The organism is Vibrio viridaestus, assembly GCF_003856525.1.
In the GTDB taxonomy this organism is placed as follows: Bacteria; Pseudomonadota; Gammaproteobacteria; order Enterobacterales; family Vibrionaceae; genus Vibrio; species Vibrio viridaestus.
Genome location: NZ_RJVQ01000002.1, coordinates 219,236 through 246,071, shown reverse-complemented (window position 1 = coordinate 246,071; position 26,836 = coordinate 219,236). Strand labels below are relative to the sequence as shown.

Here is a 26,836-nt window from a genome sequence, read left to right as displayed (position 1 = left end):
TGTTCTAATAATTCCTAAACACAACCTAAATTTGCCGAATGCAATTCTATTACAGACGAGTAAAATCATTGAATATCGCTATGGCCATCAACGAAAAAATAATAGCTCCACCAATGCGGTATCCCATTTCTTGCACTTTCTCTGGGACAGGACGTCGAATCACAGCCTCAATAGCAAAAAACATTAAATGTCCACCATCCAGCATTGGCATAGGGACTAAATTGATAATTCCTAGGTTAACGCTGATTAAAGCCATAAACCCCAAGAAATACACTAAACCGTATTCCGCAGTAGTACCCGCACCTTTCGCAATAGAAATTGGGCCACTGAGATTATTAAGACCAACATCTCCCACAACAAGCTTTTTCAACATACTCGCGGTAAGTGAAATTAGCTGCCCCGTTTTGTCGATAGCTTTACCAATCGACTCAACCGGACCATATTGCATTTCGAAGCGATAGCCATCAGGCCAATTACCCACCTGAGGAGCAATACCAGCAAATCCTATCACTTTACCTGATTTAAGCGTTTTCGCATCAGGAATTAACGTAAATTGCTGTTCTTCGCCATTTCTTAGTACTGTCAGAGTCAGTGGGATATTGGCACTTTGTTTGATGGTATCAACCAATGCCTGCCATTTGTCTACCGGTTGATCATTCAAACGAATAATCTCGTCACCAGCCGCTAGACCCGCTTTCATAGCAGCACCATCTTCCGTTACTTGTGCAATCGCCGTTTTTATCTCCGGCGTATACGGTGTAAATCCAAGTGCTTTGATAGCAGACTCTTTTTCAGGGTCAAAGTTCCATGTTGTCAGATCTATATTTAGTTTTTCTCTACTGCCAATTGAGTCAGGAGTCGCCACTGTCATTGTCATGCTGGAATCACCAATATGAGCAACAAGCTCCATATTAACGGTTTCCCAATCAGGCGTATCGACACCAGAAACGGACATAATTTGCATATTCGGTTGCAAGCCCGCTTGAGCGACAATAGAACTAGGTTCAACACTGCCAACAACAGGTTTGACAGCAGGAATCCCCATCATAAACACCGCCCAGTAGGCGACAATTGCGAATAGAAAATTGAAAATAGGCCCAGCAGCTACGATTGCCGCTCTTTTTCCTAAACCTTGTTGGTCAAATGCTTGAGAACGAAGAGAATCCGGAACATCTTCAACTCTGCCATCGAGCATTTTCACATACCCGCCTAGAGGAATAAGAGAAAGCGTGTACTCTGTTCCATCTTTCGCCGTTCTTTTCCACAAAGATTTACCGAAGCCAATGGAAAATCGTATTACCTTAACGCCACACTTACGTGCGACCCAAAAATGTCCAAATTCATGAACTGCAACAAGCACACCTAGGGCAACAATAAAAGAAACAAAATTCCACAAGATTCCAGTCATATTTAATACTCTTTTAAAACCTGTTGAGCGGTGGCTCTTGAAGCAACATCTAACTCAATCAAACTTTCCAAATCCAGGGTGTTCGCTGGATTTTCCGTCGCACAGATCAAACCAAGGACTTTTTCATTTAATATCGCGATATCCGTAAACCCGATTCGCATATTAAGAAAAGCATCAACCATAATTTCATTAGCGGCATTGACAACTGTTGTCGCGTATTGGCCTTCGTAGCAAGCATCAATTGCCAGTTTTAAACATGGATAACGTTCATAATCCACATCCATGAAGCTTAATTCACTAAGGCGACTAAAATCGAGTGAATTAACCCCAGCCTGAATTCTCTGGGGGTATGCCATCGATAATGAGATCGGGGTCGCCATATCAGGCTCTCCCATCTGAGCAATCGTTGATCCATCCTTAAACTGCACCATAGAATGAATAACAGATTGGGGATGGATCAGGACCTTAAGTTGTTCACGCGAAGCATTAAATAAGTACTTCGCTTCAATATATTCCAATCCCTTATTCATCATCGTCGCTGAGTCGACCGAGATTTTGGGCCCCATAGACCAGTTAGGGTGAGCAATAGCCTGTTCTGGCGTGACTGAGTTTAGAGATTCGATTGGACTATATCGGAAAGGCCCACCAGAGCCTGTCAGAAGAATGTGAGAAACACCGAGTTTATCAAGTTCACAATAACCAAGAGTTTGCTGAGCTTCCTGAGGTAAGCATTGAAAAATAGCGTTGTGCTCGCTATCTACTGGTAATAACTGTGCGCCATGTTGACGAACCGCTTCCATCATCAGCTTGCCTGATATAACCAGAGATTCCTTATTCGCTAAAAGAACGCGTTTACCCGACTTAATTGCAGCCATTGTCGGTAATAAGCCTGCTGCACCAACGATAGCAGACATTACAGTATCTACTTCATTCAACGCTGCAGCTTCGCACATAGCATCAACACCATAGTCAACACTAATGCCAGCTAAGCCACACTCTTGAAGCTTAACACTAAGTTGATGAGCAGCATCTTGGTTTCCCATAACAACAAATACAGGTTTCCATTTCAGGCAAAGCTGAATCATTTTATCAACGTTTGAGCCTGCAACGAGAGAAACGATATTAAAGCGTTCAGGATTGCTCTCAATGACTTTAAATGTGCTATCACCGATAGAACCAGTTGCACCGAGAACAGTTAAATTATTCATTACCATCTTCTTCTTACTGCATCGCAGTCCGGGTTATGTGACAACTTTCTTTTAAAATAAAAAATAGAGAAACGCAAATACCGGGAACGCAGCAGTTAAACTATCAATACGATCTAATATCCCGCCATGCCCAGGGATAATATTACCACTATCTTTAATACCAGAGACTCGTTTAAACATACTTTCAACGAGATCACCTAAAACAGAGAATACTACCGTCACAAGAATAATTGTAACCATTGATAATGTAGAGCTAAACGTTATATCGAATAGGTCGCTAAATATATAGCCGACAATCATGGCCGATACGATTCCACCCGCCAAACCTTCTAAAGTTTTATTTGGACTGACTGCTGGAGCCATCTTATGTTTACCAAACTTTCTGCCAGCAAAATAGGCTCCGCTATCAGCAGCCCATACAATTAAACAGACAAAGAGAACAAGTTTGGCTCCATGCTCAAATTCACGAGTCATCATTTCAGACCTTAGCGCGACGATACTCCAGAAAAAAGGAATAAGTGTCAGAAAGCCAAAAAGGTGTGATAGTGTTTTTGAACGATCCCACAGATGACGTGTTGCTGGATAAGAAATGGCTAAAAAGCTTGCGACACACCACCATAGCATCGCCACAGAAAGTAGATCAAAGGTGTGAGGAGCGATTTTATGAGGGTGAGAGTCCAACGGGGTAAAAAAGTAGAAACTCGCAGCAAGGGCAATAATTGCAGGAATCATAGCAACGAATCTAGCTTTGATATTAATAAATTGAGTCCATTCCCAAAATCCGATCATCGTAATCAGACCAATGGCCAGACTGAACCAGAAAAGAGGAAGAAAGAAAATACCCAGAATAACCAGTGGTGCTAATATTGCTGCGGTGATAACTCTTTGTTTCAAATTGAGAACCTTATTATTTATCCAATAGTGCTTTTATTTGCTCTCCGGTACAGCCAAAACGTCTTTCTCGGTTTACAAACCAAGTGACGGCCTCAACTAAGCTATCATCATTAAAATCAGGCCAGTATGTAGGCGTAAAGTAAAGCTCTGCATAAGCAAGTTGCCATAACATAAAGTTACTAATGCGACACTCACCACTGGTCCGGATAAGTAGGTCCACATCAGGTAAATCTGACATCGTCAGATGCTGAGCTATGCTTTCCTCTGTAATGTCAGACGCATTGAGACGTCCTTCAGCCACCTCGGAAGCGACACAACGAACAGCGTTTGTTATATCCCATTTACCACCATAATTAGCAGCAATATTTACAACCATACCTGTATTTTGTGATGTTAGAGACTCCGCCGCATGTATTTTCTCTTGCAGGCGTTCGCTAAAGCGTGAAACATCACCGATAACTCTTAATCGAAGATTGTTACGATGAAGTTTTTTGACTTCGGTTGTAAGAACCGAGAAGAACAGTTCCATCAGCACACCGACTTCGTCTTGAGGACGGCGCCAATTTTCGCTGCTGAAAGCAAATAAAGTGATAGCCTGAATACCTAGCTTAGCTGCCGTAGAAATCGTTCGTCTTACAGCTTTAACTCCATTTTTGTGACCGAAGACTCTCGGCCTGCCTTTTTCTTTTGCCCATCTACCGTTGCCATCCATGATTACAGCAATGTGCTTGGGTAAAGCTTCTGACGAAAGTGGTAAATTTTGCATGATTTATATAGTTATTGTGACTATCGAAAGCAAGGAATAAAAAAGCGCTGTGCGGTAAAGGCTCAGCGCTCAAAATACACAAAAAAAGAATTAAACTTCCATTAGTTCTTTTTCTTTTGCTGCAAGAATATCATCGATTTTCTTAACAGCAGCATCAGTCAATTTCTGAATTTCATCTTGTGCTTTACGATCTTCATCTTCTGAAATTTCTTTGTCTTTCAACAAGCCTTTCAGATCACCGTTAGCATCACGACGAATATTACGGACAGCAACGCGACCGCCTTCCGCTTCACCACGCACGATTTTAACTAGGTCTTTACGACGCTCTTCCGTTAATGGAGGAAGTGGTACACGAATAACAGTACCAGCAGACATTGGGTTTAAGCCCAAGTCAGCGGTCATGATTGCTTTTTCAACTTTAGGTGTCAGTTCTTTATCAAAAACTGTAATAGCCAGAGTACGAGCATCTTCCGCTACCACGTTCGCCACCTGATTAAGAGGAGTGGGTGCGCCATAATACTCAACTGAAATACCAGCTAACAAACTTGGGTGTGCACGTCCTGTACGAATCTTGCTTAGGTTGTTTTTAAGTGCATCTACGCTCTTATCCATACGCTCTTGCGCGTCTTTTTTGATTTCATTAATCACAAACATCACCTTGATTGTTTTTTAACCTTAAGGAACGCATCCTCGGGAACTAGTTAATTAGAGTGCCCTCAGATTCGCCCATTACGACACGACGAAGCGCACCTGGTTTATTCATATTGAATACGCGAATTGGCATCTTATGATCACGAGCTAAAGTAAATGCTGCTAAATCCATCACTTTAAGCTCTTTATCTAAGACTTCGCTATAGTTTAACTTATCATACAGTTCAGCATCTGGGTTGGCTACCGGATCTGCAGAATATACACCATCAACTTTTGTTGCTTTGAGAACTACGTCAGCTTCAATCTCGATACCACGTAGACATGCAGCAGAGTCAGTAGTGAAGAAAGGATTACCAGTACCAGCAGAAAAGATCACAACACGTCCCTGACGCAGTTCTCTAATCGCTGTAGACCAGTTGTAATCATCACAAACACCATTTAATGGAATAGCAGACATAACACGAGCATTCACATAGGCACGGTGTAAAGCATCGCGCATTGCCAAACCGTTCATAACTGTTGCTAGCATTCCCATGTGGTCACCCACTACACGATTCATACCGGCTTCAGCAAGACCTGCACCGCGGAATAAATTACCACCACCAATAACAACACCGACCTGAACGCCAAGTTCAACAAGCTCTTTTACTTCTTGTGCCATTCTGTTTAAAACCGCTGGATCGATACCAAAACCTTCTTCGCCCTGAAGCGCTTCGCCACTGAGTTTTAATAAGACACGTTGATATGCTGGTTTAGGATTTGTTGTCATGGTTATTACCTTCTAAAACTGAGTTGTATGATTAACAGTCATAAATAAGAGCTATCGATGTTACCGTATTATTTCTGAATGCCTATGTGTAAAAAGACTCAAATATGAGACACAATAACACCTTATTTATCACGGTTAATCTGGAATTTGATCATGAAAAGACCGCAGCCTTGGCCACGGTCTTTAATACTGTTTGATCAGAAAAGATTAACCTTTCTGAGCTGCAGCAACTTCTTCTGCGAAGCTCATTTCAGCTTTCTTCTCGATACCTTCACCTACTTCTAGGCGAACGAAGCTAGAAACTGAAGCGCCTTTTTCTTTAAGGATTTCGCCAACAGATTTCTTAGGTTCCATAACGAATGGCTGACCAGTAAGAGAGATTTCGCCAGTGAATTTCTTCATGCGGCCAATAACCATCTTCTCAGCGATTTCTTGTGGTTTACCTTCATTCATAGCGATTTCAACTTGAACCGCTTTTTCTTTCTCAACTACGTCAGCTGGTACGTCTTCAGGGTTAACGAACTCTGGACGTGAAGCTGCAACGTGCATTGCGATGTGTTTTAGAGTTTCAGCGTCGCCTTCACCCGCTACAACAACACCGATTTTCTCACCGTGACGGTAAGAAGCAATAGCTGTGCCTTGGATATACTGAACACGACGGATTGAGATGTTTTCACCGATTTTAGCAACAAGAGCTACGCGCTCTTCTTCAAATTTAGCTTGAAGTTCTTCAGCAGTCGCTTTAGTTGCAAGTGCATCTTCAGCAACTTTGTTTGCGAAAGCATTGAAGCTGCCATCTTTAGCAACGAAGTCAGTTTGACAGTTTACTTCAACAAGTGCAGCAACGCCGTCCGCTTCTTTGATAATGATGGTACCTTCAGCCGCTACGTTACCCGCTTTTTTAGCAGCTTTAGCAGCACCGCTTTTACGCATGTTTTCAATTGCTAGTTCGATATCGCCGTCAGTTTCAACAAGCGCTTTCTTACATTCCATCATGCCTGCGCCAGTACGTTCGCGCAGTTCTTTAACTAGAGCAGCAGTAACAGCCATTCTCTATTCCTCAGTTGATTCGGTGTGGTAAAAATTAGGGGCCTGATGTTCGGCCCCTAATGCTAACTATATCTTAATAGTACTTCAGATTAATGTCGTACTTAATTAAGAGTGGCTTAGAGCCGCAATTATTCAGCTTCTACGAAACCGTCTTTTTCAGCAACCGCTGCAACATCTTTGTTACGACCTTCGTTGATCGTTTCTGCTACTGCGTTTAGGTATAGCTGAACTGCACGGATTGCATCGTCGTTACCAGGGATAACGTAGTCAACGCCATCTGGGTTAGAGTTAGTATCAACAACAGCGTATACAGGAATACCAAGGTTGTTTGCTTCTTTAACTGCGATGTGCTCGTGATCAGCGTCAATGATGAATAGAGCATCTGGTAGACCGCCCATATCTTTGATACCACCAAGAGATTTCTCTAGCTTCTCCATTTCACGAGTACGCATTAGAGCTTCTTTCTTAGTTAGTTTATCAAATGTGCCGTCTGTTGACTGAGTTTCAAGTTCTTTAAGACGCTTGATTGACTGACGAACAGTTTTCCAGTTTGTTAGCATACCGCCTAACCAGCGGTTGTTAACGTAGAATTGGTTGCTTGCAATAGCAGCTTCTTTAACAGCTTCAGATGCAGCGCGCTTAGTACCAACGAAAAGAACTTTACCTTTTTTCTCGCCAACTTTAGCTAGTTCAGATAGAGCGTCGTTGAACATTGGTACAGTTTTTTCTAGGTTGATAATATGAACTTTGTTACGAGCACCAAAGATGAATGGCTTCATTTTTGGGTTCCAGTAACGAGTCTGGTGACCGAAGTGAACACCAGCTTTAAGCATATCGCGCATTGATACAGTTGCCATTTTAAAATCCTCTATGGGGTTAGGCCTCCACATTTCCCATATTACCGACTCATCAAAGAGCACCCCGGAACATGTGTCGAAATGTGTGTGAAATAAACAATTAGGTTAATGGTAAAAGTTCATACCGCCAATTAAGAAGAATATAAACCTTTATCCGGCGCGCTTTATACCACATTTTGATGAGTTATGGCTAGTAAAAATTCCTTATACAAGCCTTTAACAGTGATCAGATGTGACTTTAAAGCGGTTCTTAACTTGCAGTTAACTTTACCATTGTTACAATGTTCTGATTAGCACTTTTGTGCACGTAACAAGTAGAGAAAGCCGATGTCTGTAAAAATTAAAACCGCAGAAGAAATTGAAAAAATGCGAGTAGCGGGCAAACTCGCTGCTGAATTACTCGAAATGATAGCACCTCACGTCAAGGTTGGCGTAACAACAGCAGAATTAGATGCAATTTGTGCCAAATATACGGAAGAAGTACAAAATGCCATCTCAGCGCCCTTAAACTATCACGGTTTTCCTAAGTCTATCTGTACATCGATCAACCACATTGTGTGTCATGGTATTCCTGCTTCAGAGGATTCATACTATGGTCAAATTCGTCGCCCTGCCGTTTTGCAGGATGGCGATATTATGAATATCGACGTTACTGTGATCAAAGACGGATACCATGGCGATAGCTCTAAGATGTTCTTAGTCGGAAATGTCTCTCCTGAAAATAAACGTCTTTGTATGGTAGCTCAGGAAAGCTTATACCTAGCTCTTAAGTTGGTGAAACCTGGTTTACAACTAGGTGAAATAGGCACTGCAATCGAAAAGTATATTAAGACCAACAATAAGAACAATCCACGTATGAAGTTTTCTATTGTTAAAGATTACTGTGGTCATGGAATTGGTGCAGGCTTCCACGAAGAGCCTCAAGTCGTTCATTACAAGAACAACGATCGTACCATCCTGCAAGAAGGCATGACTTTTACAATAGAGCCAATGATTAATGCTGGTAAATTTGGTTGTCGTCTTGATGACGAGGATAACTGGACGGTTTATACCGCTGATGGTAAAAACTCGGCTCAATGGGAACATACCCTTTTAGTGACCGCTGATGGTTGTGAAATTTTGACTCTCCGGGAAGAAGAGTCGATACCAAGGCACTTCCATAACGCTTAGAAATCCTTTCTATGAAAAATATCCCTGCAAGTCAGGGATATTTTTTTGCGCCAAACTTTGGTAAATTTGCCTTAGTTTGAAATTTTGTTTGCACGGAAGCATGTATGTCTTTTCAGTCCCCGTCTACCTTAACCAGTGAGCAATTGTCTATTGCTAATTTGAAAGCTCAACTGGACAGTTTTGCCGAATATCAGAATAGCTTATTTACTCAACGTCACCCTATTAGTGAGCTCGTTTTCGGGCGCTCGCATTATATGGACGAGTTACTCCAACGCCTTTGGCAAGAATATCAGTTTAATGATGATGAAATGTGCCTTGTCGCAGTCGGTGGATATGGGCGGGGAGAACTCCATCCCCTTTCAGATATCGATATTTTAATTTTATCAAAAAGCAAAATTACCACTGATATTCAGACTAAAGTGAGTGAGTTCATAACTCTACTATGGGATTTACGACTAGAAGTCGGCCATGCCGTAAGAACCGTTGGCGAATGCTCTGATATAGGTCGTGAGGATTTGACAGTTGCAACCAACCTGCAGGAAGCTCGCCGCTTAAGTGGTAGTAGTGATCTGTTTTTTCAGCTAAAAATGGTTATTTTGTCAGAGTCATTTTGGCCTACAGAAGCTTTCTACAAAGCAAAACTTCAAGAACAGACAGAACGTCATGCCCGCTATCACGACACAACATATAATTTGGAGCCTGACATAAAATCCACTCCAGGTGGACTGCGTGATATTCATACCTTGGGCTGGGTTGCCAGACGTCATTTCGGCGCGACATCACTGCTCGAAATGAGCAGTAATGGATTTTTGACTGATGCTGAATACAGAGAATTATCCGAATGCCAGGACTTCCTGTGGCGTGTCCGCTTTGCTCTTCATATGGAACTTAAGCGTTATGATAACCGCTTAACGTTCCCTCATCAGGCGCCAGTTGCACAACGCTTAGGCTTTACAGGTGAAGGAAACCTGCCAGTTGAGACCATGATGAAAGAGTTTTATCGTACACTAAGACGTGTCGCCGAACTCAACCGGATGCTACTAAAAATATTTGATCAAGCCATTCTTAATGATGGTGAAGAGTTTGATCCGGAAATTATTAACGATGAATTTCAGAAACGAGAGAGTTTGATCGAAATTCGTGTTCCTAATTTGTTTCAAGAGAAACCCGAAGCGATTCTGGATATGTACCTTCATATAGCCAGTGATTCCACGATAGACGGTGTTTCTCCGACAACAATGCGTGAATTGAGAACGGCACGACGGAGGCTAAACACCTTTCTTTGTACCATTCCAGAAGCTCGCGATAAGTTTATGGAGTTGGTTCGCCACCCTAACTCTCTTAACAAAGCATTTAGCCTGATGCATCAACATGGAGTCTTAGCAACCTACCTCCCTCAATGGAGTCATATCGTAGGTCAGATGCAATTCGATTTATTCCATGTGTATACCGTTGATGAGCACAGTATTCGCCTGCTAAAACACATTAATCGTTTTGCGAATCCAGAATATCAAACGAAGCACCCTATCTGTTGTGAAGTCTTCCCCCGCATGCAAAAACGAGAGTTGTTGATCCTCGCCGCAATCTTTCATGATATTGGTAAAGGTCGTGGAGGAGACCACTCAGAAATAGGCGCAATCGATGCCTATGATTTCTGTCTTGAACACGGATTATCAAAACCAGAGGCTAAGCAAGTTTCCTGGCTGGTGCAAAATCACCTTCTAATGTCCGTTACAGCTCAGCGCCGAGATATCTATGATCCCGATGTAATCATTGAATTTGCTAAAATTGTACGAGATGAAGAGTATCTCGAATCATTGGTTTGTCTGACCGTTGCAGACATCTGCGCAACCAACCCAGATCTATGGAATAGCTGGAAAAGAACGCTATTGGCAGAGCTATTTTATTCGACTCAAAGAGCGCTTCGTCGAGGCCTTGAGAATCCAGTGGATGTACGAGATCGTATACGCCACAATAAACAGTTAGCCTCAGCTCTACTGCGTAAAGACGGCTTTACAACTCAGCAAATTGATATGCTATGGCAGCGCTTTAAAGCGGATTATTTCTTGCGTCATACCCACAAGCAAATCGCTTGGCACAGTACCAATATATTGCACAATGAGAGCCCGGATATTCCAATGATTCTCGTCAGTAAAAAGGCAACTCGCGGGGGAACAGAAATTTTTGTGTACTGTAAGGACCAACATGCTTTATTTGCAACGGTCGTTGCCGAACTGGATCGCCGTGGATTTAACGTCCATGACGCTCAAATCATGACCAGTAAAGATGGATTTGTTCTCGATACATTTATCGTTCTGGACCAGAACGGAGATGCGATCGAGGAAGAACGTCATGACAGCATTACAACCAATATACGTAACGCACTAGCGAAAGGTACACCGTCTCTACATAAAACTCGTAGAACCCCAAGTAAACTGCAACATTTCACCGTCAAAACTCAAGTGGACTTTATTCCAACTCAAAGTAAGAAACGAACGCCGATGGAATTTGTTGCCTTAGATATGCCTGGATTGCTTGCAACAGTCGGTTCAACCTTTGCTGAGCTAGGACATCGTCTTCACGGTGCAAAAATAACGACAATGGGCGAAAGAGCAGAAGATTTATTTATTATTACAACTAGCGATAATCGCCAGCTAACAGAAGAAGAACAACAGGAGTTGAGAGAAAAACTCATTGAAAACGTTCAGGGAATGCTACCAAATTAAATTGAATTTTCAGAACTAAGGTCTACATCACCTTACCTCTCAGGTAAAGAGACAATTATCAGCCATACTATTGGTGAGTGAACACAAATAGTATGGCTGATAATATCAAGCTCGAGAGGTTACCAATGTATCCACATCTTAGTAGTTTAGGAATTCACGACCCCAATCAGATCGAAAAATATACCCTGCGCCAGGAAGCACTCAAGGATGTTCTAAAGATCTACTTTCATAAACAGAAAGGAGAACTTTTTGCAAAAAGCGTTAAATTCAAATACCCACGACAAGTTAAAACCGTTCTCGTGGATAGTGGTACGCATCACTATAAGGAAGTCACTGAGATCAACCGAAGTCTTACGTTAATTCTGGACGAGCTTAATCAGATAACCGAGCCCCACATCCCGTCAGAAACAGAACTTAAGAACAAGATCCTACAGGACTTAAAACACTTAGAAAAAGTCGTTGCCGATAAAATCGCTGAGATCGAGCACAGTGTAAATAAACTATCCCAATGACAAAAATGCCCCGACAGCACATGCTATTGGGGCATTCATTATAGAAATGTAGATAAGTTAGGCATTGAGGATATAGGTAATCCATAAAGCCAATGCTGAAACGAAACCCGCAACGATATCATCGACCATAATTCCCCAACCACCATGAATATTTTTATCAAACCAGCGTATTGGCCAAGGTTTCAACATATCGAAAAATCGGAAGTAAACAAACCCGAGAACGATCCACTGCCAAGCAAACACATCGATATCGAGCAATGGGATCATAATCATTGTGATCCAAAATCCAACAAATTCATCCCAAACGATAGCACCATGATCGTGCACCTTCATATCATGAGACGTTTGAGCACATATTTTTATCCCAATAACCGAAGCAATCAAAATAACAACGATATAAAACCATGCTGGGGTATGAGCCAAGATAAGATAAAATGGAATCGATGCCAGCGTTCCCATCGTGCCTGGGATTACTGGTGACAAACCGCTACCAAAGCCTGTAGCTAAAAGATGCCAAGGATTGCTTAGTTTTATCAATGCTAAAGGTTTAGTACTCATTTTCCCCTCTGAAAATGGTCATAGCCAGCTAACTGCCAGTCGATTTTATTGTTATTTAAATACAGAGCAAGTTTATTACCAGCTTGTATCTGACCAATACAGGTATAGCGAGTTCCTGTATGAGCCATAGCACTTTCTAACGCCACTCGACTGTAATCTGGTATGGTAAAGCAAAGCTCATACTCTTCTCCACTAGTCAACGCATACTGCATGGCCTTTTCCCGATCATTTTTCAAATACTCGAGCAATTCATCCGTATAAGGCAGTTTTTCCAAATTTAACCGGGCACCAACCTCGGACGCTTTGAGAATATGTTGCAAATCTGATATGAGCCCATCGGAAATATCAATTGCAGATGACGCCACATTGACTAACGCTTGTCCCGCGAGAATTCTTGGCGTTGAGATATAATGGCGTTCTTCTAATACATCTGCATTAGGCGACTGTTTTAACTGAGGATCAAGAATAATATCGAGACCTGCCTGGCTGTCACCTAACTCTCCGGTAACGTATATCCAATCCCCAGGGTTGGCACCACTTCGCAGCATAGCACGCTCTTTAGGTACAAAGCCTTGGATTGTGATCGTGATACTTAAGGAGCCCTTTGTCGTATCGCCACCGATAAGTTTGATATTGTAATAATCAGCAAGACGGAAAAATGCAGAGCTAAAGGACTCAATCCAGTTTTCATCAATCGATGGCAAAGTGAGAGCGAGAGAGCACCATGCTGGTGTTGCTCCCATTGCAGCAAGATCGCTAATGTTGGATGCCAGCGCTTTATACGCCACCCATGCTGGATTGACTCCGGGTAAAAAATGAGTCCCTTCTACTAATGTATCTGTCGTAATGGCAATACGCGCATTATCAGGAGCCTGAACAATGGCGCAATCATCACCAATATCTAAGTGAACGTCTTTTCTCGAGGTTTGCTTTTGACTGAAGTAGTTCTTAATAATGTCAAATTCACCGGGCATATTTTTTTCCTACGCGGTCTCGATGTATGGCTATTGTATATCAATAAAAAAGGTCAGCGAACGCTGACCTTTTAATAACTTTTACACAATTATTTTTTACGCACATGAGGAGCTGCTTTATCTAGCACCCCATTGATAAATTTATGACTATCTTCAGCAGCAAACACTTTTGCTAACTCAATAGCTTCATTGATGACCACTTTGTACGGAACATCCTGACGACGAGTCATTTCGTACATAGCCAAGCGGAGTAAAGCAAGCTCCATCATATCTAAATCCTGCATAGGACGAGACACGAAAGGTCTTAGTTTACTATCCAGATCTTGGTGAGTGGTAACGACACCAGCAAGAAGATCTTTAAAATAATCCACATCAGTATCTGGCGCAGCTAAAGATGGTTCAGACGGACGATGTTCTTCATCATCATACTTTTCGTTAGCTAAAAACTGCGCTTCAATAGTGGCTACATTCTCTTTAGTTATCTGCCAAGAATAAATAGCTTGTAGAGCAAACTGACGTGCATTACGACGTGCGGCTGGTTTCACACTGGCCCCCATTAGGAATCAATTTCAGAAAGAACGTTTATCATTTCAAGTGCGCTTAGTGCAGCTTCTGCACCCTTATTACCAGCCTTGGTACCTGCGCGTTCGATCGCCTGATCGATGGTATCTACAGTCAATACACCAAATGCCACAGGAATACTGAATTCCAAAGACACATGAGCAAGACCTTTATTCATTTCGCTACACACATAATCAAAGTGAGGTGTACCACCACGAATGACAGAACCCAGAGAAACGATAGCATCGTACTTACCTGTTTTAGCTACACGTTGAGCAACAAGAGGAAGTTCTACTGCTCCAGGACAACGAACTACAGTAATATTGTCTTCGCTAACCTGTCCGTGACGCTTTAAAGTATCGATAGCACCAGAGAGCAAACTTTCGTTAATAAAACTATTGAAACGAGAAATAACGATAGCTACTTTCGCATTAGGCGCGGGGAAACCACCCTCGATTACTTTCATAAGCTTACCTTTTAACACTGTTCATATGTGACAATCGCCGGATTCTAGCACAAATAGGAAAGGAATATCTATTGATATTTCCCCTTCAAACATTAGGCTAATACCCGAAAATACTCACATGAAAATTAATTCCGACTGTCCATTAACGAACAATATACTCAACTACATTCAAACCGAAGCCACCTAATGCATGATATTTTTTATTCGCAGAAGAGAGTAGCTTCATGTCTTTAACACCTAAATCAGCAAGAATTTGAGACCCTACACCAACCCGTCGAGATGTTCCCTGTTTCTTAGCTGTTGTAGGAGCTTCACCTTTATCCTGAAGCTCAAACATTTTAACGCGATGAACTAATAAATCAGACGATTCTTCATTACCCAATAATACAAGTACACCACCTTCTGAACCGATTTTCTCCATTGCATCATCAATACTCCAACTACGGTCAGCATTGCGATCACTCTTAAGAACATCAGTAAACGTGTCAATTAAGTGCACACGAACAAACGGGATATTTTTTTCCACATCACCATTTACTAGCGCATAGTGGATCTGATTGTCGATAGTATCTCGATACGTAACCAGCTCAAACTGACCAAACTTCGTTGGTAATGCACAGGTAGCAACACGTTCAATCGTCGTTTCGGTATTATTTCGGTATTCGATCAAAGAAGCTATCGTACCCAGTTTGATATCGTGTTTTTCTGAGAAGATTTCAAGATCAGGACGCCGAGCCATCGTTCCATCTTCCTTGAGAATTTCAACGATAACGGAAGACGCTTCAAGGCCAGCCAGTCTCGCTAGATCACACCCTGCTTCAGTATGTCCCGCACGGGTTAAGACGCCACCATCTTGAGCTGTTAGAGGAAAGATATGACCCGGCTGAACTAAGTCCGCAGCTTTCGCATCCGGAGCAACAGCAGCTAAGACGGTGGTTGCGCGGTCTGCCGCAGATATTCCTGTTGTCACACCTTGAGCCGCTTCAATCGAAACGGTAAAAGCCGTAGAAAACTGAGCATTATTGTCTTTGACCATGGGAGCTAAGCCCAATTTATGGCAACGCTCTTTCGTCATTGTTAGACAAATCAAACCTCTGCCATGAGTTGCCATGAAGTTAATAATTTCAGGAGTTACCTTTTCTGCAGCAACAATGATATCACCTTCATTTTCACGATCTTCATCATCCATCAGAATAACCATTTTACCCTGACGAATATCTTCAATAATCTCTTCTGGTTTACTAATTGGCATCACATCTAATCCTGTAAAACTGCTTTGTAACTCAGAGTTTTCGAGTTAAGCAAAACCATTCTGTTTTAAAAATTCCATCGTAATAGCTGAAGACGGCTCATCTTCTTTTTTTGCCGATAGAAGACGCTCTATATAACGAGCCATAACGTCTACTTCTAAATTCACTTTTCGTCCGACCTGAAAAAGATCAATAGTCGTTTCAGAGGTGGTATGAGGCACAATGGTTAACTTAAAAGCATCTTTGCGTAGGTCATTCACAGTAAGACTGATTCCATCTACAGTAATTGATCCTTTTTCGGCAATAAACTTCGCAAGTTCGTGTGGGTAATGCACCCAAAACTCGATTGCTCGCCCCACGATATTGCGTTCAACAATCTCGCCTACCCCATCAACATGCCCTGATACAATATGACCACCAAATCGACTGGTTACTAACATTGCCTTTTCCAGATTGACGGCATCTCCGACTTTATTCTGAGCGAAACCACTTTTTTTAAGCGTTTCAATAGAAAGATCCGCAGAATACGATGTTTCTGACATACTAATGACAGTAAGACAAACACCATTTGTTGCAATACTGTCACCCAGTTTGACGTCACTCATGTCGAGCTTGCCGGCGTTTATCTTGATCGTAACGTCTTCACCTTTCGGTGTAATTGCAGCGATTGTACCTACCGCTTCAACAATTCCAGTAAACATCTTTTAATCTTCTCTAAAAATTGGCTTAGCTATAATTCTCAGGTCTTTACCAACCTGACGCACATCAGAGAATTCCAGTTTTACGACGTTATCCATCTGTTCTATACCTAAAGCACCGAACAGACCTCGACCATCGCTGCCCATAATCTGAGGCGCTATGTAAATAATTAATTCATCCACAATCTTAGACTGAATTAATGAACTCGCTAAGGTAGCTCCGGCTTCAACCCAGATATGGTTAATATTGTGCTCTTTTGCCAACACTTCAACTAACTGCACAATATCTAATTGATTTCTTTCGTTCACGGGCACACAGATGTCGGCATTAGACTCTGCCACTCGCAACACTGTACCTTCATTTTGATAAACAGCCATGTCCGGTGTCAAACGTTCCTGTCTATCCAGAATAATTCTCGTAGGTTGGCGTACATCAGTACTGAGGTAAGTATGCTGTATTGATTGACTTAAGTCGTTCCACCGAACGTTTAATGATGCTGTATCATCAATGACAGTTTTGCTGGTACTTAAAATAGCGCCGGCCTGGGCACGAAACTGCTGAACATCTTTTCGTGCATCAACACCTGTAATCCATTTGCTCTGCCCATTATTTAATGCTGTTTGACCATCAATACTTGCTGCCATTTTTAACTGCACCCAAGGGCGTCCGCTCTCCATTTTTTTGAGAAAGGCATGGTTGAGGTTGCGTGCGTCCTGCTCAAGTAATCCTACCTGAACATCGATACCTGCATCGCGCAACATTTGAATCCCACGACCAGATACTTGTGGATTGGGGTCCTGCATAGCACAAATGACTTTACTTACCCCTGCATCAATCAGCCCTTTAGCACAAGGAGGTGTTCGACCATAATGAGAGCATGGCTCTAATGTCACATAGGCTGTTGAACCATTTGCCTTATTTCCCGCCATTCGTAATGCATGCACTTCAGCGTGAGGTTCACCAGCGCGAAAATGAAAGCCTTCTCCAACGATAGTATCCCCTGAAGTGATAACACAACCCACATTTGGGTTAGGGTGTGTTGTAAAACGACCTTGCTTGGCTAGAGAGATGGCTCTTGCCATCATTTGATAATCAAAAGGGGTAAATACGGCCATTATTCTTTATTAATCTTCCAATTTAGCGATTTCTTCACCGAACTCTCGAATATCTTCAAAACTACGGTAAACAGAAGCGAAGCGAATATAAGCAACCTTATCGAGTTCTTTAAGCTGTTCCATAACCAAGTTACCAATCATCTCACTAGGAACTTCCCTCTCGCCTGTTGCTCTCAGTTTTGACTTAATAACACTGATGGCTAATTCAACAGAATCAGCACTAACCGGACGTTTTTCCAAAGCACGGTGCATGCCGCTAACCATTTTATTTTCATCAAACGGTTCACGGTTACCATTTGACTTGATAACTCGTGGCATGACTAATTCAGCCGTTTCAAATGTAGTGAAACGCTCACTGCATGCTAAACACTGACGCCTACGACGAACCTGATGGCCATCAGCAACCAGTCGAGAATCGATGACTTTCGTGTCATTCGCAGAACAAAATGGACAATGCATACCACCTCCCAGCTATGGTTTGTTCCAAGTAGACTAAGTCATTATTAGTTGAGGAATCGTATCGCTACTTGGTGGAGAAAGTGTAACGGAAATAAGGTGTTTAGTGAAAGAAAAAGGGGCTAACCAGCCCCTTTTTTCATAATTTTTAGGAAAGTAGTCTAACTACGAGCTAAGTAGTCTGCTCGTCCAACCCATTTGTAACTGGTAAGCTCTTCTAATCCCATAGGGCCACGAGCATGAAGTTTCTGAGTTGAAACAGCCACTTCCGCACCCAACCCGAATTGAGCACCATCGGTAAAGCGAGTTGAGGCATTAACATAAACCGCTGCAGAACCAGCCGAATTAATGAACAGCTCGGCGTTAGCAATGTCGTTAGTCATGATAGCATCCGAATGGCTAGCGTTATGAATTCGCATATGCTCGATCGCTTGCTGAACATCCTTAACTACCACGACACCAAGAGTATAACTTAACCATTCCGTATCAAAGTCACCTTCAACGGCTGGTCTCTGTTTTTTCGCAGTAGAAAGCGCAGCCATTGCACTCTCATCCACGACAAACTCCACTGAATCGCCCAATTCATCGGCTAATTTACCTAAAAATTCAGTCGCAACATTTTGATGAACCAATAATGTATCCAGAGAGTTACAAGCTGATGGTCGCTGAGTTTTCGAGTTAATAACAACTTTCACTGAGCGCACAATATCAGCCGACTCATCAACGTATATATGGCTGATACCAAAACCACCGATGATTACAGGAATGGTACTGTTTTCCTGACACATTTTATGAAGGCCTGCACCACCACGAGGTATGATCATATCAACAAACTGATCCAACTTGAGAAGCTGTGCCACATATTCACGATCAGGCTGCTCGATATATTGTACTGACGATTGAGGTAAACCAGCCTTCAGCAGAGCTGTTTGAATAACTTTCACCAACTCCATATTAGAAAAGAATGTTTCTTTTCCGCCACGTAGAATACTTGCATTTCCCGTTTTTAGGCAAAGCGCTGCGATATCAATAGTCACATTGGGTCTGGCTTCATAAATAACACCAACAACGCCAAGCGGCACTCGTCGTTTACATAATGACATGCCATTTTCTAGCACGTAGCTATCTAACTCTGAGCCAACAGGATCTTTTAAACTAATCACATTGCGCACATCACTTGCGATGGCTTTAAGTCTATCTTCTGTTAGGAGCAGACGGTCAAGCAAAGCATCACTTAACCCAGCATCTTTCGCTAGCTGAATATCCTTAGCATTGGCGGCTAAAATAATATCCGAGCAAGATTCCAGCTCATCAGCGATAAGCTTGAGCGCCTGGTTTTTCTGTGCCGTCGAAGTGGTCGCTAATTGAAAAGCCGCATCTTTTGCCGCTTTTCCCATTTTGATTAAATCCACAGTACCGTTCCCAATATTCTTTAAATTATTACCATATCATCGCGATGAATGACTTCTGAACCATAATCATGACCTAATACGGCCACGATATCTTTGCTGTGTTTACCAGCAATCAGCTCCAAATCTTCTCGCGAGTACGCGGTTATCCCTTTTGCGATAAGCTTACCATGACGGTCATAGACTTTCACCACATCGCCGCGAGCAAAGAGATGTCCATCGATTTTAATGATACCTTTTGCAAGCAGGCTACTACCGTTCTGCGTTAATGCTTCGACAGCGCCATCATCAACAATAATATCGCCATTGGATAGAGGACCAGCCAAGATCCAACGCTTGCGATTTTCCAACGCTTCTTCAATTGGCAGGAACTTTGTGCCTTGGGGAATATCGTTGAGAGAATTAACCACAACGTTCGGTGCTCTCCCGGCCGCAATAATAACTTCGATACCCGCACGACGAGCAATATCAGCCGCGTGAAGTTTTGTCGCCATACCACCTGTACCTAAAGTAGTACCACTCCCCCCGGCTATTTTACGCAAAGTATCATCAATCGTCTTAACTTCGCGAATCAACTCTGCACTAGGGTCTTTACGCGGATCTGCGGTAAACAAACCTTTTTGATCGGTCAGTAAAAGCAGCTTATCTGCACTGCACAGAATACCAACTAACGCGGATAGATTGTCATTATCGCCGACTTTAATTTCAGAAGTCGCAACCGCATCGTTTTCGTTAACAATAGGGACAATATCATTATCAAGTAGAGCATTAATCGTATCCCGAGCATTTAGAAAACGTTCGCGATCATCTAAATCTGCGCGCGTGAGAAGGATTTGACCAATCGTAATACCGTAGATGGCAAAAAGTGATTCCCAGACTTGAATCAACTGGCTCTGTCCAACAGCTGCTAATAACTGTTTACTTGCCATTGTATGCGGGAGTGCAGGGTAGTTTAAATGTTCTCGGCCAGCCGCTATAGCGCCAGAAGACACTAACACAACAGAATGACCTTGTTTTTTTAATTCAGCACATTGTCTCGCTAATTCAACCATATGAGCGCGGTCGAGTGCGAGTGTGCCTCCAGTAAGAACACTTGTCCCCAGTTTAACAATAACTGTTTTTGATTGTTGGGACTCTCCACCTTGATTCGTAGTCATGATCACTTAAATAAAAGAAAGAAACAGAGACAACGTTTTAGCAATCAAAAAGGGAATGTACAAGAGAAAAAGGCACTATTTTGTGCCTTTTTGATTGAAATTACAGATAACGAACGGATTCTTATTATTTAAAGGGAATCTAGCGTTGCTTCGAGATCGAACTTATCTTTCAAAGCCGCTTCAATTTTCTGGCAGAATACACCATGAGTTCTCTTTACTTCATCAACAGCCTTAGCTGCGGGTTTTTCCTTAACCCACTTACCTTCCGAGTCATAGCGTCCGATAAAAGTCTGGCCTTTAAGTAACTCGCCATCTTTTGTCACTTCCATCCACCAGCCCCAGAATTCACGTTCTTCAGGCGACTTTTTATCGTTAATACAAACAGACAGGCAATCAAAAATATAATAGCCCTCTTTGCATTGCTCCTCTCGAACATAGGGTCCAACAGCTTTGAACGCCGCAATCAGTCTATTATGCGTTGGCTCCTTAAAACTCCCAGGCATTGAGACTCTCCTTATCTACTTTGGTGTCTACTATTTATATCGCTGATATATTCAACTTGTATACTACTTGTATCTAATTTTTCTTTATTTGTCACTTAATTAGTTCATCTTCTAACCAATTAATCACCAAATCTAAAGCTTGTTCATATCCTGCAAATAATGTTTTAGATTTTATTTTTTTGGCTCGACCTCGATAACTAAACAGCGCTACAGCTTGATTATCAGAATACGGAGATACAGGATCATTTTCTAAAGCAAGAGCCAAAATAGGTACTTTGGTCTTTCGTCCACCGACAAATCCCTGGGATTTAAGCGACCAAGCCTTAAGCCTTGCCACCAAACTATTTAAGTCAATAGCCGATTTCCCGACTCTCGAGGCCATCACATCCAAATACATTTTAGGCATCGATTTGATTTTATCGGGTGAGGACAAAATATCGTGAATTGGCGCTCCTAGTGCAATGCATGCTTTGATCTTATTTTGTTCGACAAAAGATAATCTCACCATCGCATTACCACCAAATCGGAAGCCGATAAGCCCTACCCTGTTGTGGTCAACCCATGGAACACCTTTGAGTTGGTTGAGTACAGCTTGATGTAGGACAGAGCTATCCTCAGTGAGAGGCCAGTGGGAGTTATAACCAATTGACGGCATGTCGATTGTCAGCATGGCAATATTTTTTTTCGCCAAAAAGTCTCGAAATAGGCGCCACATATCCGTTTGTAAGCTATCAAGGCCACAGCTCACAATCACCACTGGTCTCGGTTCATCGGTATTAGCTACGTGTAAATGAGCAACGATGGATTTGTTCTTGTAAGGAAAATTGAGTTTTTTGACGAAGTAATGTGTTTTCTCTGCGGCCTCTTCATAAGCATGATTGGCCAATGACTGGGATTGAATCGCAAGACTGTCATTTTTTAAATGAGGATAACCAGCGATACTGTAACAAACGGCAGCAGAAAACAGTTTGTTTGCCGCATCTTCTCTATCAAGACTTTGAGCATGGAGCTGATACCGCATACCTAACCTATTCCACTCATAGGCCCAGTTGCCACTATGATACCCGATAACAGTATCCAACCACTTATCCTCTGTCCGTGAGGACTGTGAGGATGCGATTCGGGCAAAAACCTCTTCCTGATCAACGGGATCAACACCTTGCCACACCCATTGCATACGACGCAATGTCCGATACCAAGCCTGAGAGCTACCTTTAATTTTTTCATTCATAACATCTTGGCTACTCGGTAAATATTGAGTAAGTGCAGACGTTTCTTTCGCTTGCTTGTGATTGGCAAAGAGTTTCTCGGAGAGATTTTTTATCGACATGTAACGTGCTCCTAGTAGTACATGCCTATAGTAATAAAAAAAATGACCCATGAAAGGGTCATTTATCAAATAAAGTTATATTGTTACTTTAACTTACGATTAATTGGTTCGACAAAAGAAACGGTCGTATCCCATGGTTGCTCAATCCAGGTATCTTGCGCAATATCCACGATGTATTCATCGACCAATTCTTTTCCTGCCGGTTTTGCGCAGACAGTCACAAGTTTCGCCTTAGGATACATTTCACGAATTTTACGCGCAGTATCACCACTATCCACCAAGTCATCAACAATAAGATATCCTTCACCATCATGATCTGGCGCTTTGATAACAGACATATCACGTTGATGATCGTGGTCATAACTTGAAATACAAACAGTATCAACAAAACGAATACCGAGCTCTCGCGCCAAAATAGCAGCAGGGACTAGACCGCCACGGCTCACACCGATAATTCCTTTCCACTGTTCTGCCGGCATTTGACGTTCAGCCAATTGACGACAGTACATTTGCATATTATCCCAAGTAATTAGAAATTTTTTACTCATTACAAAAACCCAATTTAGAAAGTTATGTTAGTGAAAAACGTGAAATACATATGCTAGTGCAAAGATAATCGCCATTAACCACACTGTGATTGAAATTTGACGGCCTTTACCACTCAACAGCTTAACCAACGCATATGAGATAAATCCTAGCGCGATCCCCTGAGAAATAGAATATGTAAATGGCATCATGATACAAGTTACAGCCGCAGGTGTGGCTTCGGTCAGATCATCCCATTCAACGTTCTTTAATCCTGAAAGCATCAATACAGCAACATAAAGTAAAGCACCTGTTGTCGCGTAAGGCGGAATCATATGCGCTAAAGGAGCGAAGAACAGAGCAAGAATAAACATGATACCAACAACAACCGCTGTTAGACCTGTACGACCACCCGCTGCTACACCCGCGGTACTTTCAACAAATGATGTCGTGTTAGATGTTCCGAACAAAGAACCAATAACAGTCGCAGTTGAATCAGACAGAAGTGCTTTGCTCAAACGTGGCAACTTACCATCTTTACCAATCAGATTCGCTTTTGTCGCTACACCAACAAGGGTTCCAGCAGTATCGAATAGATCGACGAATAGGAAAGCAAAGATAACCGGAATCAAACCAACCGTGAAAACACCTTCAAGGTCGAGTTTTAAAAATGTCGGTTCAATACTTGGTGGAACATCCACAATACCATTCCATTGAACGTCACCAACTAAGATACCAATGGCCGTGATAACCAAGATAGAAATCATCACAGCGCCTTTAACGTTATGATGAACAAGACCAATTGTTAGAAAGAAACCCAGTACAGCAAGCAAACAATGAAGAGACGTTATATCGCCTAACGCAACAACGGTTGCAGGATTTGCGACTACTATGTTTACACCTTGAGATGTCAACGCAATGATTGCGAGAAACAGACCGATACCTGCAGCAATACCAACACGCAAAGACATTGGTATTGAATTTATGATCATTTCGCGGATTTTGAAAAGGCTCAATAAGACGAATAAAACACCAGAGCAGAATACAGCAGCCAACGCGACTTGCCATGAATACCCCATTCCCATAACAACGGTGTAAGTAAAGAAGGCATTCAAACCCATTCCTGGCGCTTGTGCGATTGGGTAATTGGCGTATAACCCCATGATAAAACAGCCAACAGCAGCAGCAAGACAAGTTGCGACAAACACAGAGTTCTGATCCATACCTGTTGCAGCGAGGATTGACGGGTTAACAAAGATAATGTAAGCCATTGTCAGGAAAGTAGTTATTCCAGCAATCACCTCAGTGCGAACGTCCGTGCCATAGTGGCTTAGCTTAAAGAGTTTTTCGAGCATGTTCGAATCCTACGAAAGATAAAAAGTAAACGGTTGCGTAATCGATTGGGGGGCGATTATAGAGAGTTAGATACTCAAATTCTAGCCAAAACACGATAAAAATTGACCTCATGGTCAAATAAAGGCCAATAAAAAAGCGCTTAAAATCACATTAATCATGTACGTATTTGTATGTTTACTTAATAAAAAGAGAGTTTTATCTGCAGCATCGATAGTGAAATCCAATAACAGATAAAAAAACGCCACTTCCTAGCTACTAGGAAATGGCGGTGGATGATCTTGTGACTTCCAATATATAGGGGTGAACAAAATGTTCGAGTTTAGAACCACTGGAATAACCAGACTGGTAAAAAGAGAAATAAGGGGACATCATAAATGGAGCAACTAACCTTATTTCGCTTCTATAAATTCAGGAGCGATTCGATTCACCAAAAGGTGAACTAGATCTCGAACACACTCCGATTGATCGGGAGATCAACAGGAGATGATCTTTAATATACCAGAAAGAAAATTTATTACAACAAAAAGTAAAAACGAACAAAATTTAAGCCGTTTTTTTATTTTGAAGCCCAAAATAATGGTAATTTAATTACAATTATACGTAATTTATGTTTCACAAAGTAAAGATCCTTCTATTTTGGTTAACTTCCTTTATCTCCACCCTGTCATTTTTAGTGGGATTTTATGTCTCGAGTGATATGCTGTTTGGAACAGATCCAACATTCAGATCAAAAGCAAATTAACTTTACTGCTTATTAATCTATTGCTCTGATATTTAAGATAAAGGATTACCTATGTTAGATATACAATCCGAAATTAGTCAGCTAAAGCCAAACCTTGTCTGGCAATTCTTTGCCAAAATATGCTCTATACCAAGACCATCAAAACATGAAGAGGCACTAGCTCAAGAAATTATCCAATGGGCGACAAAACAAGATCTCACTGTTTTTAGAGATAAAATCGGTAATGTGATCATCAAGAAACCAGCCACCGAAGGAATGGAAAATCGCAAAGTGGTTGCCCTTCAGGCACACCTAGATATGGTGCCTCAAAAAAATGAGGACACGGTTCACGATTTCACTAAGGACCCTATTGATGCCTACATCGACGGTGGATGGGTAACCGCAAGAGGGACAACTCTGGGAGCCGATAATGGTATGGGACTATCTGCGTGTCTTGCTGTACTTGCTTCAACCGATATTTCTCATGGCCCACTGGAAGTATTGTTCACAATAGATGAAGAAGCAGGTATGACGGGTGCGGCAAATTTAGAACCTGGTTTATTAGATGCCGAAATTCTACTTAACACGGATTCCGAACAAGAGGGAGAGGTGTATGTAGGCTGTGCTGGCGGCATAGACTGTGAAATCACTCTCCCACTAATCCAAGAATCACTTGATTCCTCCTTTATCAACTATCGAATTTTTCTAAAAGGACTGAGAGGTGGACATTCGGGTGTCGATATTCATCTTGGTAGAGGCAATGCCAATCAGCTTCTTAACCGATTTCTCGCTCAATATGCAGATGAACTTAATCTAAAAATCATTGAATTTAAAGGTGGCTCATTACGAAATGCCATCCCACGGGAGGCATCTGTTCAATGTGCAATTCCCGCAACACATGTCGATAAACTGCATGCAGCAGTGAACACTTTTTTACACTGCATACAGTCCGAACTCAGTGTTGTAGAGCCTAATATTAATATGGCGGCTGTTGAAAGTGAGCAGAGATACAACCAATGCTGGTCTGCTGAGACGCAAGATACATTTATTCATCTCATTAACGTCCACCCTAACGGGGTAGAAAGAATGAGCGATGACATTTCTGGCGTTGTGGAAACCTCTCTGAACCTCGGCGTCATCTCATCCAATGAGTCACATATATCGGTTATCAGTTTAATCCGCTCATTAATCGACTCAGGAAAAGAGCAACTTGAAGGACGATTAATTTCACTGGCTCATCTATGTAATGCAGAGATAAAACTGAGCGGTGAATATCCAGGCTGGAAACCCGACCCAGACTCAGACATCATGGCTATATTCCGTTCTCTATATGAAGATATATACGGCCATAAGCCAAATATCATGGTTATTCATGCAGGGCTTGAATGCGGCTTATTTAAAAAGCCTTACCCTGATCTCGACATGATTTCATTCGGTCCAACGATAAAATATCCTCATTCGCCAGATGAAAAAGTAGAAATAGAAACTGTAAATCAATTTTGGCAACAGTTAGTAAAAACTCTGGAAAATATCCCAGAAAAATAACCCGTTGACACATCCGAAGGCTTGCCTTCGGATTCCTTTTATAAATCCTATTTGTCGTTACGAACAAATAATACATTCGCAATTATTATCTTGCACTGCTACATTCCCGCTTTAGTTCCTTTCATTTGTAGACGTTCCCATAGAATAAGAATGAGTCACTTCGCAAGCTGCTATACTCATTTATGATCGTCTAACACCGA

Annotated in this window: 26 protein-coding genes; 4 read left to right on the top strand and 22 right to left on the bottom strand. The window is 42.0% G+C overall.

From position 1 onward, the window contains the following. Positions 1-49: 49 nt before the first annotated feature. The 8 genes from rseP to rpsB all read right to left on the bottom strand — a co-directional run bounded on the left by rseP (position 50) and on the right by rpsB (position 7,603). Positions 50-1,408 (bottom strand): sigma E protease regulator RseP, encoded by a 1,359-nt coding sequence (gene rseP, locus EES38_RS04875; RefSeq protein ID WP_124936067.1) that lies wholly within the window; start codon positions 1,406-1,408, stop codon positions 50-52. 2 nt (positions 1,409-1,410) lie between these two features. Continuing rightward, complete coding sequence (ispC, locus tag EES38_RS04870; protein ID WP_124936066.1) at positions 1,411-2,616, bottom strand: 1-deoxy-D-xylulose-5-phosphate reductoisomerase; 1,206 nt, start codon at positions 2,614-2,616, stop codon at positions 1,411-1,413. 51 nt (positions 2,617-2,667) lie between these two features. Then, positions 2,668-3,510, bottom strand: coding sequence for a phosphatidate cytidylyltransferase (locus tag EES38_RS04865; protein ID WP_124936065.1), 843 nt, complete (start codon positions 3,508-3,510; stop codon positions 2,668-2,670). Between the two features lie 13 nt (positions 3,511-3,523). Further along, positions 3,524-4,276 carry an undecaprenyl pyrophosphate synthase gene (gene uppS / locus EES38_RS04860; protein WP_124936064.1) on the bottom strand — a complete coding sequence of 251 codons (753 nt, stop codon included), beginning with the start codon at positions 4,274-4,276 and terminating at the stop codon, positions 3,524-3,526. A 90-nt stretch (positions 4,277-4,366) separates the two neighbouring features. Continuing rightward, positions 4,367-4,924, bottom strand: coding sequence for a ribosome recycling factor (frr, locus tag EES38_RS04855; protein ID WP_124936063.1), 558 nt, complete (start codon positions 4,922-4,924; stop codon positions 4,367-4,369). 49 nt (positions 4,925-4,973) lie between these two features. Next, entirely contained in the window at positions 4,974-5,696 is a 723-nt protein-coding gene (pyrH, locus tag EES38_RS04850) for a UMP kinase (protein ID WP_124936062.1), read from the bottom strand. 207 nt (positions 5,697-5,903) lie between these two features. Beyond that, on the bottom strand, positions 5,904-6,746 hold the full coding sequence (gene tsf, locus EES38_RS04845; RefSeq protein ID WP_124936061.1) for a translation elongation factor Ts: 843 nt from the start codon (positions 6,744-6,746) through the stop codon (positions 5,904-5,906). Between the two features lie 128 nt (positions 6,747-6,874). Beyond that, complete coding sequence (gene rpsB, locus EES38_RS04840) at positions 6,875-7,603, bottom strand: 30S ribosomal protein S2 (protein WP_124936060.1); 729 nt, start codon at positions 7,601-7,603, stop codon at positions 6,875-6,877. A 327-nt stretch (positions 7,604-7,930) separates the two neighbouring features. Here rpsB and map point away from each other — a divergent pair, with 327 nt between their 5' ends. The 3 genes from map (at position 7,931) to EES38_RS04825 (ending at position 12,011) form a co-directional block, all read left to right on the top strand. Further along, entirely contained in the window at positions 7,931-8,773 is an 843-nt protein-coding gene (map, locus tag EES38_RS04835; RefSeq protein ID WP_124936059.1) for a type I methionyl aminopeptidase, read from the top strand. A 104-nt stretch (positions 8,774-8,877) separates the two neighbouring features. Next, positions 8,878-11,499: a bifunctional uridylyltransferase/uridylyl-removing protein GlnD gene (gene glnD, locus EES38_RS04830; protein ID WP_124936058.1), complete on the top strand. Its 2,622-nt coding sequence runs from the start codon at positions 8,878-8,880 to the stop codon at positions 11,497-11,499. A 125-nt stretch (positions 11,500-11,624) separates the two neighbouring features. Further along, complete coding sequence (locus tag EES38_RS04825) at positions 11,625-12,011, top strand: DUF3461 family protein (protein ID WP_124936556.1); 387 nt, start codon at positions 11,625-11,627, stop codon at positions 12,009-12,011. A 57-nt stretch (positions 12,012-12,068) separates the two neighbouring features. Here EES38_RS04825 and pgpA read toward each other — a convergent pair whose 3' ends face one another. The 14 genes from pgpA to EES38_RS04755 all read right to left on the bottom strand — a co-directional run bounded on the left by pgpA (position 12,069) and on the right by EES38_RS04755 (position 24,369). Further along, the gene (gene pgpA / locus EES38_RS04820; RefSeq protein ID WP_124936057.1) at positions 12,069-12,569 is read right to left on the bottom strand and encodes a phosphatidylglycerophosphatase A; all 501 of its coding nucleotides are present in this window, start codon (positions 12,567-12,569) and stop codon (positions 12,069-12,071) included. After that, positions 12,566-13,543: a thiamine-phosphate kinase gene (gene thiL, locus EES38_RS04815; protein ID WP_124936056.1), complete on the bottom strand. Its 978-nt coding sequence runs from the start codon at positions 13,541-13,543 to the stop codon at positions 12,566-12,568. The genes pgpA and thiL overlap by 4 nt, the downstream gene beginning before the upstream one ends. Positions 13,544-13,632: 89 nt before the next feature. After that, positions 13,633-14,100, bottom strand: a complete 468-nt coding sequence (gene nusB / locus EES38_RS04810) for a transcription antitermination factor NusB (RefSeq protein WP_124936055.1) — start codon at positions 14,098-14,100, stop codon at positions 13,633-13,635. Then, on the bottom strand, positions 14,100-14,570 hold the full coding sequence (ribH, locus tag EES38_RS04805) for a 6,7-dimethyl-8-ribityllumazine synthase (RefSeq protein WP_124936054.1): 471 nt from the start codon (positions 14,568-14,570) through the stop codon (positions 14,100-14,102). The genes nusB and ribH overlap by 1 nt, the downstream gene beginning before the upstream one ends. A gap of 142 nt (positions 14,571-14,712) precedes the next feature. Beyond that, complete coding sequence (gene ribB, locus EES38_RS04800; protein ID WP_124936053.1) at positions 14,713-15,822, bottom strand: 3,4-dihydroxy-2-butanone-4-phosphate synthase; 1,110 nt, start codon at positions 15,820-15,822, stop codon at positions 14,713-14,715. A gap of 45 nt (positions 15,823-15,867) precedes the next feature. Next, positions 15,868-16,521: a riboflavin synthase gene (locus EES38_RS04795; protein WP_124936052.1), complete on the bottom strand. Its 654-nt coding sequence runs from the start codon at positions 16,519-16,521 to the stop codon at positions 15,868-15,870. Positions 16,522-16,524: 3 nt separating this feature from the next. Then, a complete protein-coding gene (ribD, locus tag EES38_RS04790; RefSeq protein WP_124936051.1) occupies positions 16,525-17,634 on the bottom strand; it encodes a bifunctional diaminohydroxyphosphoribosylaminopyrimidine deaminase/5-amino-6-(5-phosphoribosylamino)uracil reductase RibD in 1,110 nt (369 codons plus the stop codon). Between the two features lie 9 nt (positions 17,635-17,643). Continuing rightward, positions 17,644-18,093, bottom strand: a complete 450-nt coding sequence (nrdR, locus tag EES38_RS04785) for a transcriptional regulator NrdR (RefSeq protein WP_124936050.1) — start codon at positions 18,091-18,093, stop codon at positions 17,644-17,646. A gap of 158 nt (positions 18,094-18,251) precedes the next feature. After that, positions 18,252-19,502: a glutamate-5-semialdehyde dehydrogenase gene (locus EES38_RS04780; protein ID WP_124936049.1), complete on the bottom strand. Its 1,251-nt coding sequence runs from the start codon at positions 19,500-19,502 to the stop codon at positions 18,252-18,254. A gap of 20 nt (positions 19,503-19,522) precedes the next feature. Continuing rightward, entirely contained in the window at positions 19,523-20,656 is a 1,134-nt protein-coding gene (gene proB, locus EES38_RS04775) for a glutamate 5-kinase (RefSeq protein WP_124936048.1), read from the bottom strand. Between the two features lie 128 nt (positions 20,657-20,784). Then, positions 20,785-21,159, bottom strand: coding sequence for a sigma factor-binding protein Crl (gene crl, locus EES38_RS04770; RefSeq protein ID WP_124936047.1), 375 nt, complete (start codon positions 21,157-21,159; stop codon positions 20,785-20,787). A 91-nt stretch (positions 21,160-21,250) separates the two neighbouring features. Continuing rightward, the gene (gene frsA / locus EES38_RS04765; RefSeq protein WP_124936046.1) at positions 21,251-22,489 is read right to left on the bottom strand and encodes an esterase FrsA; all 1,239 of its coding nucleotides are present in this window, start codon (positions 22,487-22,489) and stop codon (positions 21,251-21,253) included. An 83-nt stretch (positions 22,490-22,572) separates the two neighbouring features. Further along, positions 22,573-23,037, bottom strand: coding sequence for a xanthine phosphoribosyltransferase (gpt, locus tag EES38_RS04760; RefSeq protein WP_124936045.1), 465 nt, complete (start codon positions 23,035-23,037; stop codon positions 22,573-22,575). Between the two features lie 27 nt (positions 23,038-23,064). After that, a complete protein-coding gene (locus tag EES38_RS04755) occupies positions 23,065-24,369 on the bottom strand; it encodes an NCS2 family permease (protein WP_124936044.1) in 1,305 nt (434 codons plus the stop codon). A 794-nt stretch (positions 24,370-25,163) separates the two neighbouring features. On the opposite strand from EES38_RS04755, the gene EES38_RS04750 reads away from it, so the two are divergent. Next, on the top strand, positions 25,164-26,636 hold the full coding sequence (locus tag EES38_RS04750) for an aminoacyl-histidine dipeptidase (protein WP_124936043.1): 1,473 nt from the start codon (positions 25,164-25,166) through the stop codon (positions 26,634-26,636). Positions 26,637-26,836: the final 200 nt, after the last annotated feature.

Excerpts from the sequence above, each read along its gene's own strand:
- rseP (WP_124936067.1), bottom strand. The coding sequence starts at position 1,408 with ATGACTGGAATCTTGTGGAATTTTGTTTCTTTTATTGTTGCCCTAGGT.
- ispC (WP_124936066.1), bottom strand. The coding sequence starts at position 2,616 with ATGAATAATTTAACTGTTCTCGGTGCAACTGGTTCTATCGGTGATAGC.
- uppS (WP_124936064.1), bottom strand. The coding sequence starts at position 4,276 with ATGCAAAATTTACCACTTTCGTCAGAAGCTTTACCCAAGCACATTGCT.
- pyrH (WP_124936062.1), bottom strand. The coding sequence starts at position 5,696 with ATGACAACAAATCCTAAACCAGCATATCAACGTGTCTTATTAAAACTC.
- tsf (WP_124936061.1), bottom strand. The coding sequence starts at position 6,746 with ATGGCTGTTACTGCTGCTCTAGTTAAAGAACTGCGCGAACGTACTGGC.
- rpsB (WP_124936060.1), bottom strand. The coding sequence starts at position 7,603 with ATGGCAACTGTATCAATGCGCGATATGCTTAAAGCTGGTGTTCACTTC.
- map (WP_124936059.1), top strand. The coding sequence starts at position 7,931 with ATGTCTGTAAAAATTAAAACCGCAGAAGAAATTGAAAAAATGCGAGTA.
- glnD (WP_124936058.1), top strand. The coding sequence starts at position 8,878 with ATGTCTTTTCAGTCCCCGTCTACCTTAACCAGTGAGCAATTGTCTATT.
- EES38_RS04825 (WP_124936556.1), top strand. The coding sequence starts at position 11,625 with ATGTATCCACATCTTAGTAGTTTAGGAATTCACGACCCCAATCAGATC.
- pgpA (WP_124936057.1), bottom strand. The coding sequence starts at position 12,569 with ATGAGTACTAAACCTTTAGCATTGATAAAACTAAGCAATCCTTGGCAT.
- thiL (WP_124936056.1), bottom strand. The coding sequence starts at position 13,543 with ATGCCCGGTGAATTTGACATTATTAAGAACTACTTCAGTCAAAAGCAA.
- nusB (WP_124936055.1), bottom strand. The coding sequence starts at position 14,100 with ATGGGGGCCAGTGTGAAACCAGCCGCACGTCGTAATGCACGTCAGTTT.
- ribH (WP_124936054.1), bottom strand. The coding sequence starts at position 14,570 with ATGAAAGTAATCGAGGGTGGTTTCCCCGCGCCTAATGCGAAAGTAGCT.
- ribB (WP_124936053.1), bottom strand. The coding sequence starts at position 15,822 with ATGCCAATTAGTAAACCAGAAGAGATTATTGAAGATATTCGTCAGGGT.
- EES38_RS04795 (WP_124936052.1), bottom strand. The coding sequence starts at position 16,521 with ATGTTTACTGGAATTGTTGAAGCGGTAGGTACAATCGCTGCAATTACA.
- ribD (WP_124936051.1), bottom strand. The coding sequence starts at position 17,634 with ATGGCCGTATTTACCCCTTTTGATTATCAAATGATGGCAAGAGCCATC.
- nrdR (WP_124936050.1), bottom strand. The coding sequence starts at position 18,093 with ATGCATTGTCCATTTTGTTCTGCGAATGACACGAAAGTCATCGATTCT.
- proB (WP_124936048.1), bottom strand. The coding sequence starts at position 20,656 with ATGACTACGAATCAAGGTGGAGAGTCCCAACAATCAAAAACAGTTATT.
- crl (WP_124936047.1), bottom strand. The coding sequence starts at position 21,159 with ATGCCTGGGAGTTTTAAGGAGCCAACGCATAATAGACTGATTGCGGCG.
- frsA (WP_124936046.1), bottom strand. The coding sequence starts at position 22,489 with ATGTCGATAAAAAATCTCTCCGAGAAACTCTTTGCCAATCACAAGCAA.
- gpt (WP_124936045.1), bottom strand. The coding sequence starts at position 23,037 with ATGAGTAAAAAATTTCTAATTACTTGGGATAATATGCAAATGTACTGT.
- EES38_RS04755 (WP_124936044.1), bottom strand. The coding sequence starts at position 24,369 with ATGCTCGAAAAACTCTTTAAGCTAAGCCACTATGGCACGGACGTTCGC.
- EES38_RS04750 (WP_124936043.1), top strand. The coding sequence starts at position 25,164 with ATGTTAGATATACAATCCGAAATTAGTCAGCTAAAGCCAAACCTTGTC.